Source organism: Lysobacter sp. cf310, from assembly GCF_900114355.1.
Lineage (GTDB): Bacteria > Pseudomonadota > Gammaproteobacteria > Xanthomonadales > Xanthomonadaceae > Lysobacter.
The window spans coordinates 160,087-174,641 of record NZ_FOSS01000005.1 but is presented as its reverse complement, the minus strand read 5'-3'; the positions used below and the strand labels follow the sequence as shown (position 1 = coordinate 174,641).

The 14,555-nt window shown below is 69.4% G+C and carries 11 protein-coding genes; 6 read left to right on the top strand and 5 right to left on the bottom strand.

Annotated features, from left to right (window positions below; all coding sequences use genetic code 11):
- The first annotated feature begins 8 nt into the window (after window positions 1–8).
- The gene (locus BMZ45_RS18060) at window positions 9–569 is read left to right on the top strand and encodes a DUF924 family protein (protein ID WP_091637925.1); all 561 of its coding nucleotides are present in this window, start codon (window positions 9–11) and stop codon (window positions 567–569) included.
- A gap of 507 nt (window positions 570–1,076) precedes the next feature.
- Here BMZ45_RS18060 and grxD read toward each other — a convergent pair.
- Window positions 1,077–2,003, bottom strand: coding sequence for a Grx4 family monothiol glutaredoxin (grxD, locus tag BMZ45_RS18055; protein WP_091637924.1), 927 nt, complete (start codon window positions 2,001–2,003; stop codon window positions 1,077–1,079).
- Window positions 2,004–2,092: 89 nt separating this feature from the next.
- Here grxD and BMZ45_RS18050 point away from each other — a divergent pair, with 89 nt between their 5' ends.
- A complete protein-coding gene (locus tag BMZ45_RS18050; protein ID WP_091637923.1) occupies window positions 2,093–2,872 on the top strand; it encodes a polysaccharide deacetylase family protein in 780 nt (259 codons plus the stop codon).
- Between the two features lie 565 nt (window positions 2,873–3,437).
- Here BMZ45_RS18050 and BMZ45_RS18045 read toward each other — a convergent pair.
- The 3 genes from BMZ45_RS18045 to BMZ45_RS18035 form a co-directional block, all read right to left on the bottom strand.
- Window positions 3,438–4,112 carry a methyltransferase domain-containing protein gene (locus tag BMZ45_RS18045; protein ID WP_091638036.1) on the bottom strand — a complete coding sequence of 225 codons (675 nt, stop codon included), beginning with the start codon at window positions 4,110–4,112 and terminating at the stop codon, window positions 3,438–3,440.
- A gap of 109 nt (window positions 4,113–4,221) precedes the next feature.
- Window positions 4,222–4,857, bottom strand: coding sequence for an SGNH/GDSL hydrolase family protein (locus tag BMZ45_RS18040; RefSeq protein WP_235568760.1), 636 nt, complete (start codon window positions 4,855–4,857; stop codon window positions 4,222–4,224).
- 8 nt (window positions 4,858–4,865) lie between these two features.
- Window positions 4,866–6,119 (bottom strand): pyridoxal phosphate-dependent aminotransferase, encoded by a 1,254-nt coding sequence (locus tag BMZ45_RS18035; protein ID WP_091637922.1) that lies wholly within the window; start codon window positions 6,117–6,119, stop codon window positions 4,866–4,868.
- A 195-nt stretch (window positions 6,120–6,314) separates the two neighbouring features.
- Between BMZ45_RS18035 and rsgA the strand changes: the two genes are divergently transcribed.
- Window positions 6,315–7,436 (top strand): ribosome small subunit-dependent GTPase A, encoded by a 1,122-nt coding sequence (gene rsgA / locus BMZ45_RS18030; protein WP_091637921.1) that lies wholly within the window; start codon window positions 6,315–6,317, stop codon window positions 7,434–7,436.
- A 167-nt stretch (window positions 7,437–7,603) separates the two neighbouring features.
- The gene (locus BMZ45_RS18025; RefSeq protein WP_091637920.1) at window positions 7,604–8,878 is read left to right on the top strand and encodes a flavohemoglobin expression-modulating QEGLA motif protein; all 1,275 of its coding nucleotides are present in this window, start codon (window positions 7,604–7,606) and stop codon (window positions 8,876–8,878) included.
- 794 nt (window positions 8,879–9,672) lie between these two features.
- On the opposite strand, the gene BMZ45_RS18020 is transcribed toward BMZ45_RS18025, so the two are convergent.
- On the bottom strand, window positions 9,673–11,019 hold the full coding sequence (locus BMZ45_RS18020; protein ID WP_091637919.1) for a hypothetical protein: 1,347 nt from the start codon (window positions 11,017–11,019) through the stop codon (window positions 9,673–9,675).
- Between the two features lie 210 nt (window positions 11,020–11,229).
- On the opposite strand from BMZ45_RS18020, the gene BMZ45_RS18015 reads away from it, so the two are divergent.
- On the top strand, window positions 11,230–13,515 hold the full coding sequence (locus BMZ45_RS18015) for an NADP-dependent malic enzyme (RefSeq protein WP_091637918.1): 2,286 nt from the start codon (window positions 11,230–11,232) through the stop codon (window positions 13,513–13,515).
- A gap of 12 nt (window positions 13,516–13,527) precedes the next feature.
- Window positions 13,528–14,541, top strand: a complete 1,014-nt coding sequence (locus BMZ45_RS18010; protein ID WP_091637917.1) for a glycosyltransferase — start codon at window positions 13,528–13,530, stop codon at window positions 14,539–14,541.
- The last annotated feature ends 14 nt before the right edge of the window (window positions 14,542–14,555 follow it).

Here is a 14,555-nt window from a genome sequence, read left to right as displayed (position 1 = left end):
GATACGCCGTGACCGCACCCACCGCTCAGGACGTCGTCGATTTCTGGCGCGAAGCCGGCTATGCGCGCTGGTTCGACCGCAGCGATCATTTCGATGCGCAGTGCCGCGCGGGCTTTCTCGAAGCGCATTTTCGCGCCGCCAGCCGCCAGCACGACGATTGGATGCAGCAGGGCGAGATCGGCGCGCTGGCGCTGCTGATCCTGCTCGACCAGATTCCGCGCAACGTGTTCCGCGGCAGCGCGCATGCCTACGCAACCGATCCGCTGGCGCGCATGTACGCGACCCAGGCGGTGGCGCGCGGCGACGACCGGCGCATCGAGGCCAGGCTGCGCGCGTTCTTCTATCTGCCGTTCGAGCATTCCGAGGCTATGGACGATCAGCGACGCTCGGTCGAGCTGCACCGCGGGCTGCCGGTGAGCGAGGACATGCCGGATCCCAGCCAATGGGCGGTGCAGCATCTGCAGATCATCGAACGCTTCGGTCGCTTCCCGCATCGCAATCAGGCCTTGGGGCGGGAGAGCACGGCGGAAGAGCGGGCCTATCTCGATAACGGCGGGTTCAAGGGCTGAGCGTCGCTGCGGCAGCGGTGGCAATCGCCAGCGCTGTCTGTGGCAGCGGCGCAAGCCGCAATTTCGTCTTGGCCGGAGCGGCGCGATCGCGGCTTACGCCGCTCCCACAGAGAGCAGATCGCGTTTAGTCGAGGCAGGCTTTGGGTAGGAGCGGCGTAAGCCGCGACCCCGGCCTTCGGCTGCTTACGCGGGTCGCGGCTTGCGCCGCTCCTACAGGTAGCGGGGCGTATCTATCGAAGGGCTGATGTAGGAGCGACGCGAGTCGCGACCGCGACCCTTAGGCCACCTGCGCAGATTGCGGCTCGCGCAGTTCCTACACCAAGGCAGAGCCCCAAGCCTTCTGTGGGAGCGGCTTGAGCCGCGATCGCGTCACTTCGGCTGCCTGCGCAGATCGCGGCTCGCGCTGCTCCTACAGAAAGCGGTGTGCATTTAGCCGGATCGGCTCGAACCGCGCAAACGAAAACGGCCGCGGGATCCGCGGCCGTTTTCGTGTTCATACGATATCGATCAGTAGCGCGGAATAGCCGCGTCCACATCGGCCCAGGCTTCGATGCCGCCTTCGACGTTGTAGATTTCGCGGAAGCCGCGCTGGCGGAAATGCTCCGCGGCCTGAGCGCTGCGGCCGCCGTGATGGCACAGGAACGCCAGCGGCGTGTCCTTGGGCAGGCCCTCCAGCGCTTCCACGCCGGCATCGAAGCTGTCGTAAGCCACGTTGACCGAAGCCAGCGCGCGCTCGTCGGCCGGACGCACGTCGACCAGGCGCAGCGCGCCCTCGCGCACGCGCGCCTGGGCGTCGGCGGGCGCGATCGCGCGCACGGTCGGCGGCGCGTTCGGGTTGGTGATCACCAGGCCACGGCCGCGCTCGTCGTCGGCCCAGTCGATGGTCACGCCGTCGGCGCGACGCGCGTTGACCCAGTCGGTCTGCACGCGCACGCCGTCGGTTTCCACCGCGACCGCGTTGCTGTCGATCGGCGCCAACTGCAGGCGCACGTTATGGCGCGCGTCCACTTCCAGCTGCACCGCGTAGCCGTCGCCGGCGTTGGCGACCGCGTCGCGCAGCATCTGCGCGGCGGCGGGGCTGATGCTCAGCTTCGGCGGGCTGCGGTCCGGCGCGGGCAGGCCGAGCACGCCGTGCAGCTCGCCGCTGCCGGCCATCTGCTCGATGATGTCGCTGCCGCCGACCAGCTGGCCGTCGATGTACAGCTGCGGGATGGTCGGCCACTCGCCGTACTGCTTGATGCCTTCGCGGATTTCCGGGTCGGACAGCACGTCGACGTGGGTATAGCCCTGCGGCAGCAGCGCGTTGAGTGCGCCGGAAGCCTTGGCCGAGAAGCCGCATTGCGGCGCGTTCGGGGCGCCCTTCATGAACAGCACGACGCGATTGGACTGGAGCAGGGTTTCGATGCGCGTACGCAGCGCGGGGTCGAGGGACATGATGGGACGCCGGACGTGAGGTTCCGGCGACATGGGGGCGGGCGGCCCGCGCTGCAAGGCCCGGGCGGCGCTCCGCTAAGATGCCGCTCATGAGCCTGGTAGCCCCCCACCGAATCCCGCACCGGCCCTGGGCCGCGGTCTGGGCGTTCGGCGTGTCGCAGCTGGCGGTGATCGGTGTGTGGTGGGTCTGGGGCTGGCGGGTCGGCCTGGCGGCGATGCTGCTCAGCCACGGCCTGATGTTCTGGGCCACGCTGCGCCCGCAGTCGCGCCTGTTCAGCCCGGTGCTGTCGCGGCTGCAGACGGACCGGCGCGAGGTCTGGCTGACCATCGACGACGGCCCCTCGGCCGAGACCCCGGCGATGCTGGATCTGCTGGACGCGCATGCGGCCAAGGCGACCTTCTTCCTGGTCGGGCGGCGCGCGCAGGCGCGGCCGGAACTGGTGGCCGAGATCGCGCGGCGCGGGCACGGCATCGGCAATCACAGCCACTCGCATCCGTCGGCCTGGTTCTGGGCCTTGCCGCCGCGACGCATGGCGGCGGAGATCGCCGAGGCGCAGGCGACCCTGACCGAGCTGTCCGGACGCCCGCCGCGCTGGTTCCGCGCCGTGGTCGGCATGGCCAATCCGTTCGTGGCGGCGGCCCTGCGGCGTCACCGGCTGGCACGTGTGGCCTGGTCGGCGCGCGGTTTCGATGCGGTCGCCGCGGACCCGCACAGCGTGCTGGCGCGGATCGAGCGCGATCTGGCGCCGGGCGCGATCGTGCTGATGCACGAGGGTGCGGGGCATGGGCGCAATGTCGAGACCATGCGTTTGCTGCTGGAGCGGCTGCGCGAGCTGGGCTATCGCTGCACGCTGCCCGAACCGGTCTAGGGCGTCGCGCTGGCCCTTGTAGGAGCGGCGCGAGCCGCGACCGCGCAGGTAGCCGCAGCGACGCGGTCGCGACTTACGTCGCTCCTACCCCAAAGCAGTGCGTTTGCTCCCTGTAGGAGCGGCGTGAGCCGCGACCTGCACCGGTGGCCGCAGTGCGCGGTCGCGACTTACGTCGCTCCTACCCCAAGGCGCTGCGTTTGCTGTTACCCCGAGACCGCGCGCTTGATTTCTGTGGGAGCGGCGCGAGCCGGGATTTCGCTGTGGCCGAAGTTGCGCGATCGCGGCTTGCGCCGCTCCTACCCCAAAGCACCGCGCTGGCCATTGTAGGAGCGGCGCGAGCCGCGACCGCGCAGGTGGCCGGAGAGACGCGGTTGCGATTTGCGTCGCTCCTCCCCTAAGACCATGCGCTTGATTTCTCTGGGAGCGGCGTGAGCCGCGATTTCGCTGTGGCCGAACTTGCGCGATCGCGGCTTACGCCGCTCCCACAGGAAGCACAGGAAGCACAGGAAGCACAGGAAGCACAGGAAGCACAGGAAGCACCGGGGCGAACCTAGCCGCCGCCAAGCTACTCCGGCTTCGTCGCCACGATCCGCCAGTTGTTGAACGGTGTCTTGCCGAACAGCGGCGTGAACTCCACCGCCAGGTCGGCGTCGCGCAATCGCGCGCGCAAGTCGTCGCCGTTGGGGTAATAGCGCGGCATCGCGTTCATCCAGCCGACCACGCGCGAGAACACGTCGGTGATGCGGGTGACGCGGGCGCGGCCGGTGCCGTCGTCCAGGCCGGTGCGGATCACCAGCCGTGCGCCCGGGGTCAGCATCGCGATCATGGCGTCGATCGCGTGCGCCTGCGCGGCCGGCGGGATGAACTGCAGCACGTCCAGCATCACCACGCTGCCGCGGTGCTCGGGCACTTCGCGCGCCAGGTCGACGGTGTCGAAGCGTGTCTCGCGCAGGCCCGCGCGCGCAGCGGCGCGGGTGGCGCGGCGGATCTTGCCGGCGTCGCTGTCGACGCCGCGGTAGGGCAGTTGGATGCCGTCGGCGTACAAGGTGTGGGCGAGCAAGCCGAGCCCGCAGCCCAGGTCCAGCAAGGGCGCGCGGCTGCCGCGCAGGGCCGCGCTCACACCGGGGTAGAGCGGGTCGCTGCCGAGCTTGGCGCGGCTGTAGTAGTAGTCCCAACGGTTGCCGAGCGGATGCTCGGGCAGGAAGGCGCGCGCGATCCGCAGCGCCTGCCCGTTGGCCATCGCTTGTGCCGCTTCGTTCATCGCTTCCTGCTGGCTCCGCTGGCGGTGGGTCCGCGGACGCAGTGTGGCATTGCCGTCGGCCGCGATGGAAATCGCGTGTCGCGCAGGCTCAGCGACCGCCGTTCGCCAGCAGGCGCCGCGCCACCGGAAGCGCGCGTTGCGTCCAATGCGTGTACATCGCCGCCGACGGGTGCAGGCCGTCCTCGGCCAGCATCGCCGCCTGCGCGCCGAGCTCGCGCGAGACCGGGGTGATGTCGACCCAGGCCACGCCGTGACGCTCGCAGATCGCGCGCGCGGCCTCGTTGTAGGCGTCGATCTCGGCGCCGATGGTGGCGCTGCCGCGCGCGTCGCGCTGGCCGAACGCGGTCACGCCCCAGTCCGGGATCGACATCGCCAGCACGCGCTGCGGGCGATCGCCGGCATAACGGATCGCGCGTTGCAGCAGGGCGCGGTACTCGCCGACGTAGTCGGCCACGCTGCGCGCGCGGTACTGGTTATTGACGCCGATCAGCAGACTGACCAGCTCCCAGCGCCCCAGCGGCTCGGCTGCGTCCAGGGCCGTGCTGAGCTCGTCGGTGGTCCAGCCGGTGGTGGCGATGATGCGCGGCCAGGCCAGGGTCGCGCCCTCGTCGCGCAGGGCGCGTGCCAGCTGCACCGGCCAACGCCCCGCTTCCTCGACCGCTTCGCCGATGGTGTAGCTGTCGCCCAGCGCGAGGTAGGGCTGCAAGGGCAGCGGCACGGCCACGGCGCGACTCAGGCCACGGCGGCGCGGCTGGCCTCGGCCGCGCGCTCGGCGTGGCGGTCGAGCACGCGCTCGATGCGGTGGAAGACCTCGCGCAAATCCTCCGGCTGCGGCAGCAGGGTCACGCGGAAGTGATTGCGGTAGGGCACGTTGAAGCTGGAGCCCGGCACCACGAGCACGTCTTCCGTTTCCAGCAGCTCCAAGGCGAACTTGTGGTCGTCGAAGCCCTGCGCGGCCGGACCGACCACGGACGGGAACGCGTACAGCGCGCCGGCCGGCGCGACCAGCTCCAGATGCTTGCTGGCGTCCACGGCTTCGATCACCGCGCGTCGCGCTTCGTACAGACGGCCGCCCGGCGCGCACAAGGGCGCGATGGTGTCCTCGCCGTGCAAGGCGGCTTCGATCGCGAACTGGCCAGGCACGTTGGCGCACAGGCGCAGCGCGCCCAGCAGGTCCATGGCGTGGTGGAAATCGCCGCTGGCCACCGGGTCGCCGGACAGCACCGCCCAACCCACGCGCCAGCCGCAGGCGCGGTGGACCTTGGACAGGCCGCCGAAGCTCAGGCAGGGCAGGTCGCCGGCGATCGGCGCGACCGGGGTGAACTGGGCGCCGTCGTACAGGATGGAGTCGTAGATCTCGTCGCACATCAGCAGCAGCTTGTGGCGCGCGGCGATGGCGACGATCTTCTCGATCAGCTCGCGCGGATAGGCGGCGCCGGTCGGGTTGTTGGGGTTGATCAGCACGATCGCGCGGGTGCGGCTGGAGATCAGTTGTTCGATCTCGTCCGGGTCGGGCAGGAAGCCGTTCTCGGGCTGGCAGCGGTAATAGACCGGGCGGCCGTCGTTGAGGATGGTCGCGGCCGACCACAGCGGGTAGTCGGGCGAGGGCAGCAGCACTTCGTCGCCGGGATTGAGCAGCGCGCGCAGGCTGAGGTCGATCAGCTCGCTGACGCCGTTGCCGACGAACACGCGCTCGGGCGAGGCGTTGGGCGTGCCGCGCTGCTTATGGAAGGCGGCGATGGCTTCGCGCGCGGCCGGCAAACCCTGCTGGTGGGTGTAGGGGTCGGTGTCGGCGATGCGCTCGGCGATCGCGCGCTGCAGGTGCTCCGGGGCGCGGAAACCGAAGGCGCCGGGGTTGCCGATGTTGAGCTTGATCTGCTTGCGGCCCTGGGCCTCGAGTTCGCGTGCGCGCCGGGCGAGTTCGCCGCGGATTTCGTAACGGACTTCGGACAGGCGTTCGCGGGTCTTCAAAGGGGGCAGGGACATTGCGGGGCGGTGTTTTGAGCGGAATACCCGCCAGACTAGCCGAATCGGCGCGCCGAAACAGCCGCCGCCGCGCGCCGCCCGGGGCCCCGTTTGTGCGCGGCGTTCCGGTCCGGGCGCGCGATCGGGCGACCCGCGGTGCGGCGGGCCGCGCCGGCCTATGTAGAATCCCGCCATGCACAGCCCGCCCACCCCGTTTTGACCCCCGAGCTCGCCGCGCTGCTGGCGATCGGTTGGCCCCTGCCAACCGGAGAGTCCTTGCCGACCGAACCCAGCTGGCGCGAGGCGCTGGCGGCCCATCCCGAGGCCCGTCCGGTGCGGGTGGTCGAACAGCACCGCAGCGGCTATGTGGTCGCGGACGGGCCTGAAAGCGGTTTCCCGGTGGAATCCCTGCCCGAGTGGCAGCGCCCGCGCTTCCCGCCCGAACAGCGCCCCGGCGTGGGCGACTGGGTCCTGATCGAGGGGGCGCCCGGCGGCAACCAGAAGATCGTGGCCCTGCTGCCGCGGCGCACCGCGATCAAGCGCGGCGCGGCCGGCGAGCACTACAAGCAGCAGTTGATCGCGGCCAACGTCGATACCGTCTTCATCGTCTGCGGCCTGGACGCCGACTTCAATCCGCGCCGCATCGAGCGCTACCTGCTGCTGGTCGGCGGCGGCGCCGAGCCGGTGATCGTGCTGACCAAGTCCGACCTGGCCGATGCCGCCGACCCGGAAACCCTGCCCGAGGCCATGGCCACCCTGGTCGAACTGGCCGCGCAGAACATCGCCGTGCGCCCGGTCAACGCCAAGGATCCGGACTCGGTGGCCGCGCTCAATCCCTGGCTGCTGCCGGGCCGCACCGCGGTGCTGGTGGGCTCCTCTGGCGCCGGCAAGTCCACGCTGACCAACACCCTGCTGGGCGTCGAACGCATGAAGACCGGCGAGGTGCGCGCCAGCGACGACCGCGGCCGCCACACCACCACCCACCGTGCGCTGATCCCCTTGCCCTCGGGCGCCTGCCTGATCGACACCCCGGGCATGCGCGAACTCAAGCCCACCGGCGAGGAAAACGTCGCCGAGAACTTCAGCGACATCGAAGCCCTGACCCAGCAGTGCAAGTTCCGCGACTGCTCGCACGCGCGCGAACCCGGCTGCGCGGTGCGCGCGGCGATCGAGGCCGGCAAGCTCGATCCGCAGCGCTTCGCCAACTATATGAAGCTGCGCGACGAGGTCGCCGGTGCGGCCAACAAGCTGGCCACTCGGCGCGTGCAGAAGTCGCAGGAAAAGGTGTTGGGCAAGGCCCTGAACAAGCGCTTGGACGACAAGTACGGGAAGCATTAGCGGGTGGAATGGTTGCGGCGGAAAAGCAAATCCCCCCCAGCCCCCCTTTTGCAAAGGGGGGAACAGACCGACTGTCGTTACCCATTACCACCTTGCTCCATGCCATTCCCCCCTTTGCAAATGGGGAGCTGCGAGAATTTGCTGTTGCCCTGGCTGCGGCGGACGACATGAGCGCCCACCCCTTCGAGCTGCCGCCCGACATCCAGCACCACGCGCTGCTGGACGCGCGCATGGTGCGCGCCGCGCGCGAGGTCAAGCTGTTGACCCTGGCGAGCTGGCCGGCCGGGCTGGAGACGCAGTTCCTGGCCGATTACGCGCGCGGCGCCGCGATCCTGCCGCAGATCGCCTATCCCAAACTCGACTTCAGCGAAGTCCGCCGCGAGCTCGCCGCGGTCGCCGCCGAGGCCGACCCCGACCATCCGCTGGGCCAGTACCTGAGCGAGTCCGCGCACAGTTGGGGCATCGCCGCCGAGTTACTGGAAGCGTTGGGCAGCCCGCGTGTGACCGCGCTGTCGATCGAACTGTTCGGCAAGCCCGACGAAGCCTTGCCGGGCCACGGCCCGAGCACGCGCGAGGCCGCGCGCCACTTCATTTCCATCGCCGACGAACTCGACCATGAGCTGATGTCGCCGGCGGAGACCGTGAAGATCTCGGCCACCGCTTTGCATCTGCAATTGCAGCGCGATCTGGACGACTACTTCGACGGTCGCGTGATCGAAGTGATGCTGGACCCGGACCTGATCGCCAAGGCCGCCGCCGGCGCCACCCGCATCCGCCTGCGCAGCGGCGCGGCCTTCAGCGATTACGACCGCGACCAGCTGCTGCAGCACGAAGCCTTCGTGCACTCGCTGACCGCCCTCAACGGCCGCGAGCAGCACGTGCTGCCCAGCCTGGCGCTGTCCTCGCCGCGCGGCACCGCGACCCAGGAAGGCTTGGCGACCTTCGCTGAGCAGATCACCGGCAGCATCGACATCGGCCGCATGAAGCGGCTGAGCCTGCGTATCGAGGCGGTGGCGATGGCGCTGGACGGCGCCGACTTCATCCAGGTGTTCCGTTATTTCCTGGATGCAGGGCAGTCGCAGGAAGACAGCTTCGCCTCGGCGCAGCGCGTGTTCCGTGGCGTGCCCACGAACGGCGGCGCGGCCTTCACCAAGGACACCGTCTACCTGCGCGGCCTGGTCGGCGTGCACACCTTCTTCCGCTGGGCGCTGCGCAGCCGCAAGCTGCATCTGTGCCGCTGGCTGTTCGCCGGCAAGATGACCCTGGCCGACGTGCAGCGCTTCGAACCGCTGTTCCAGGCCGGCGTGATCAAACCGCCGCGCTGGATGCCGCCGTGGATCCAGCGCGCCAACGGCCTGGCCGGCATGCTCGCGTTCTCGCTGTTCGCCAATCGCATCCGTCTGGACAGCATCGCCGATACGGGTGGAGCGCCGGACGTGTAACGGCGGCGCTGCGCTTTGTGGGGGCGCGGCCCCACGGGGATTGCCTCCGCTCACACGCCGCGATCGCCGCTGCTAAAGACAGTGCTCGTGTCATCCGAGCAACAGGTCTGGACGAGAAGCAAGCGCTTGCTTCCTGTGGGAGCGGCGTAAGCCGCGATGTCGACGTGGCCGAAGGGGCGCGATCGCGGCTTACGCCGCTCCCACAGAAAACGTCGCGTTAGTCGTAGCGCTTAAGTCCGTGCCCTGCCTTGGGGTAGGAGCGGCGTAAGCCGCGACCACGTAGCTTCGACTGCCTGCGCGGGTCGCGGCTTGCGCCGCTCCTACAGGTAGTAGTCGGATCATCCGAGTAACAGGCCCAGACGAGAAGCAAGCGCTTGCTTCCTGTGGGAGCGGCGTAAGCCGCGATGTCGACGTGGCCGGAGCTGCGCGATCGCGGCTCACGCCGCTCCCACAGAACACGCCGCTCCCACAGAAAACGTCGCTCCTACAGAAAACGTCGCTCCCACAGAAAACGTCGCGTTCGTCGTCGCGCTTAAGCTCGTGCCCTGCCTTGGGGTAGGAGCGGCGTAAGCCGCGACCACGTAGCTTCGGCTGCCTGCGCGGGTCGCGGCTTGCGCCGCTCCTACAGGTGGTGGTTGGGTCATCCGAGCAAGGGGTCCAGACGAGAAGCAAGCGCTTGCTTCCTGTGGGAGCGGCGTAAGCCGCGATGTCGACGTGGCCGAAGGTGCACGATCGCGGCTTACGCCGCTCCCACAGACGCGTCGCCTGACGTAATGATCGATCGCGGCGAACGCTCAGCGCAGCGGTTTAAGCGACCCGTCGCGCTGGATCTCGTAGTCCGCGGCTTCGTTCGCCGCGACCAGCGTGACCCGGTCGCCGATCTCGACGCCGGCGTAGCTCGGAATGTCGTGCGAGAGCCGCTCGTAGATCCACGCCTGCCCGATATCGGCCGGCTTCAAGCGCACGCCCGCGGCCGGCGCCTGCGATACCGCGCGCGCCAGCGCCGGCGAGTACACCGATTGGATGCGTCCGACCTCGTGCATGCGCCGCATCACGTTGACGCCGTGCCACACGCTCAACAGCGCCGCGACGATCAGCACCACCCGCCCCCAGCGCCGCATGTGCGGCCAGGCCGCCGCGCACACCGCCGCGGTCGCGGCCGCGTAGCCGTAACCGTATTGATTGGCCGACTCGGCCAGGATCATCACCGGCCCCAGCGCCGCGGTGCCGGCCAACAGCCAGCCCAGGCACCAGCGCGCGCCGACCCGCCACAAGGCGGCCGCGGTCGCCAGCCAGACCAGGATCGCCAGCCAGACCCGGCCATCGCCCAGCCCACGCGAAAGTGTGCCGGCGATCGCCATTTTGGTCGCGATCGGCGGATACAGCTGATATTCCAGCCAGCGTTCGGGAATGAAGGCCAGGCTCCAACCGTAGTTGGCGGCCTCGCGCGGCGAGAACAGCAGCACGCCGATGCGCAGGGCCAGATAGATCGCCACCGGCAGGCCCGCGACCACGGCCGCGATCAGCCATTCGCGGCGCCGGCCCAGAAACAGCCAGGCCAAGCCCAGCAGGGCCGGGATCACGATGCCGGCTTCCTTGGCCAACAGCGCCAGCGAGGTGAGCACGAACACCGCGACCCAGCTTACGAAACCGGGCCGTTCGCGTTGCGCGAGCAGGGCCACCAGCAGGGCGCAGCCGACCCAGATCAGATCCGCCAAGGTCCCGACCCAGCCGTGGGTGAGGGCCGCGAACGGTCCCAGCGCGAACACCAGCGCGCCGGCGCCGGCCGGGCCGGTGGCCACGCCGAAGCGGCGCAACAGCACCGCCAGCATCGCCGCGTTGAGCCCGCCCAGGCTCACCATCAGGCCGTGGAACAGCATCGGCCGCGCGAACAGGTGCTCGGACAGCCACAGCCATAAGGAGAAAGTCAGCGGCCGATACTGAAAGGACTGCACGTCCGCCCACAGATAGCCGCGGAAGTGCCAGCCCGGGTGTTGGCCCGCATACGCCGCCCATTGCAGCTCGTCGTGGCTGTAATAGCCCGGATTGAACACCAGCAACGACTGCGCAAGCAGCACGCCGGCCAGCACCAGGATCGGCAAGGTCCAATGCGGCCAGGACCGCGAGGGGGTCGAGTTCATGACGGTTCCGGCCTGGGGGACGCGCATTGTGTCGCCTGCCCGCAAGCAAGGCCATACGGCCCCGTCGGCTGCCGCACGCCCGCGGCCGGGTAGGGGGGTAACGCCAAAGTACTAATGAACGGCACCGAAGGCGCGTGCGAATACCGCGTGGCTATCCATTAGACTGCTAGTCCATTCACCTTCCGGCCCCGCCACGGCAGCCCACCCGCGATGTCCGACAACGATCTGAAAAACGCCGCGCTCGACTACCACCGCCTGAGTCCGCCCGGCAAGATCAAGGTCACCGCGACCAAGCCGATGGTGACCCAGCGCGACCTCGCCCTGGCCTACTCGCCGGGCGTGGCCTACGCCTGCGAGGCCATCGTCGAAGACCCCAACGCCGCCAGCGAGCTCACCGCGCGCGGCAACCTGGTCGCGGTGATCAGCAACGGCACCGCCGTGCTCGGCCTGGGCGACATCGGCCCGCTCGCCGGCAAGCCGGTGATGGAAGGCAAGGGCGTGCTGTTCCAGAAGTTCGCCGGCATCGACGTGTTCGACATCGAGATCGACGAACGCGATCCCGACAAGCTGGTCGACATCATCGCGTCCTTGGAGCCGACCTTCGGCGGCATCAACCTCGAAGACATCAAGGCCCCGGAGTGCTTCATCGTCGAGCGCAAGCTGCGCGAGCGCATGAAGATCCCGGTGTTCCACGACGACCAGCACGGCACCGCGATCATCGTGGGCAGCGCCGTGCTCAACGCGCTGGAGATCGTCGGCAAGGACATCGCCGAGGTGAAGCTGGCCACCAGCGGCGCCGGCGCGGCCGGCATCGCCTGCCTGGACATGCTGGTCGCGCTGGGCATGAGGCCGGAGAACATCCTCGCGGTGGACCGCGACGGCGTGCTCTACACCGGCCGCGGCAAGATGGACCCGGACAAGGAGCGCTACGCGCGCGACACCGACAAGCGCAGCCTGGCCGACATCGTCGCCGGCGCCGACGTGTTCCTGGGCCTGTCCGCCGGCGGCGTGCTGAAGGCCGAGATGGTCGCCACCATGGCGCCCAAGCCCATCATCCTGGCGCTGGCCAACCCGTATCCGGAAATCCTGCCGGAAGACGCCAAGGCCGTGCGCCCGGACTGCATCATCGCCACCGGCCGTTCGGACTACCCGAACCAGGTCAACAACGCGCTGTGCTTCCCCTATATCTTCCGCGGCGCGCTGGATGTCGGCGCCACGGTCATCAACGAAGAAATGAAGCTGGCCTGCGTGCGCGCGATCGCCGCGCTGGCGCGCATGGAGTCGTCCGACCTGGGCGGCGCCTACGGCGGCGAAGTGCCGACCTTCGGCTCCGAATACCTGATCCCGCGTCCGTTCGACCCGCGCCTGCTGGTGATGCTGGCACCGGCGGTGGCCAAGGCCGCGATGGACTCCGGCGTGGCCGCGCGTCCGATCACGGACATGGGCGCCTACGAGGAAAAGCTCAGCCAGTACATCTACCGCACCGGCCTGCTGATGAAGCCGGTCTACGACCGCGCGCGCGCCGACCGCAAGCGCGTGGTCTACGCCGAGGGCGAGGAAGAGACCGTGCTGCGCGCGGTGCAGACGGTGATCGACGAAGAGCTGGCCACGCCGATCCTGATCGGCCGCCCGGACGTGATCCAGACCCGCATCGAACGCCTGGGCTTGCGCATGCGCGAGGGCGTGGATTTCGAGTTGACCAACATCAACGACGATCCGCGCTTCAACGACTACTGGCAGCAGTACCACGCCCTGACCGAGCGTCGCGGCGTCAGCCCGGCCGCGGCCAAGAACCTGCTGCGTTCGCGTCCGACCCTGATCGCGGCGCTGATGGTCGAGCGCGGCGAAGCCGACGCCATGATCTCGGGCCTGGTCGGCCGCTTCCACAAGAAGCTGGGCTACATGCGCAGCATCTTCGACTTCGACCCGGGCGTGCAGGGCACCTCGGCCATGACCGGCGTGATCAACGACCAGGGCGCGTGGTTCTTCCTCGACACCCATGTCCAGGTCGATCCCACCGCCGAGCAGATCGCCGAAGCCACGCTGCAGGCGACCTACCGCCTCAAGCTGTTCGGCATCGAGCCCAAGGTCGCGCTGCTGTCGCACTCCAACTACGGCAGCCACGACAACCCGTCGGCGGCCAAGATGCGCAAGGTCCGCCAGATCATCCGCCAGCGCATGCCCAAGCTGGAGATGGACGGCGAGATGCAGGCCGACACCGCCTGGGACGACCTGCTGCGCAAGCGCATCTTCCCCAACGCCACCTTGCACGGTCGCGCCAACCTGTTCGTGTTGCCCAACCTGGATGCCGCCAACATCACCTACAACATGGTGCGTGTGATGACCGACGGCGTGGCCATCGGCCCGATCCTGATGGGCCTGGACAAGCCGGCGCACATCCTGACCCCGGCCTCGACCCCGCGCCGCGTGGTCAACATGACCGCGATCGCCGCCGTCGACGCGCAGATCCGCGCCGCGCGGACCACCGGTCCATAGCGTAGCCGCCGCATGGGCGAGGGGGGCGCCTGCATCCCAACGCTGACCGCGTCGAGACCCGCGGTCAGCGTGCTGTTGTTGTGCTACCGCGACGCTGCCTACATCCGCGCCGCGCTCGCAGGCGCCTTCGCCCAGACCGTGCCTTGCGAGATCATCGTCTCCAACGATAGTTCGGACGACGGCACCTACGAGATCGCCCGCGAAGTCGTGGCCGCCTATCGCGGCATCCACGAGGTCAGCGTGCGCCGCACCGCGCATAACCTGGGCGTGGCCGCGCATTTCAACGACGCCATGGCGTTGGCGCGCGGCGAGATCGTGGTGATGATGGCCGGCGACGACATCGCCTATCCCGAGCGCGTGGCGACCATCCTGCGCGCGTTCGAGGAAGCGCCCGAGGCGATGGTGCTGGGCAGCGACTTCGACTGCATCGACGCCGACGGCCAGCGCATCGACATCCGCTTCCGCCGCCGCCCCGAGCGTTACGAGCTCGACTACTACGTGCGCATCGGCCGCCTGATCGGTCTGCTCGGCGCCACCCTCGCGTTCCGCCGCGAGGTCTACGACCGCTTCGGCCCCTTGCTGGGCCCGATCGAAGACAACGCCCTGAGCCTGCGCGGCGCGCTGCTCGGGCAGTCGCTGTGCCTGCGCCAACCGCTGCTGCAGTACCGCCGCCACCCCGGCAGCGTCAGCGGCTGCGTGTTCGCGCGCGACGAAGCGCCCGAGGTCGCGGTGCGCCGCCGCTACGAGCGCACCGTGCGCTTCTACCGCGGCACCGCCGACGATCTGGAGCACTGCATGGGCCAGATGCCCGAGCTGCGCGGCCGCGCCCTGCGCGACGCCCGCAACGTGCTGGCCATGTACCGCATCGAAGCCGACGCGCGCGAAGCCATCCTCCAGCACCAGCGCCACCAGTGGCTGGGCCCCGTGCTGCGCGGCCTGCTGCAACCCGGCCTGCGCCGCAAAAGCGCCGAGCGCGCGCTGAAACTGCTGCTGCCGCGGCGCTGGTTCGGTTTGCATCACGCCTGAAGCGCGCTGCTTTG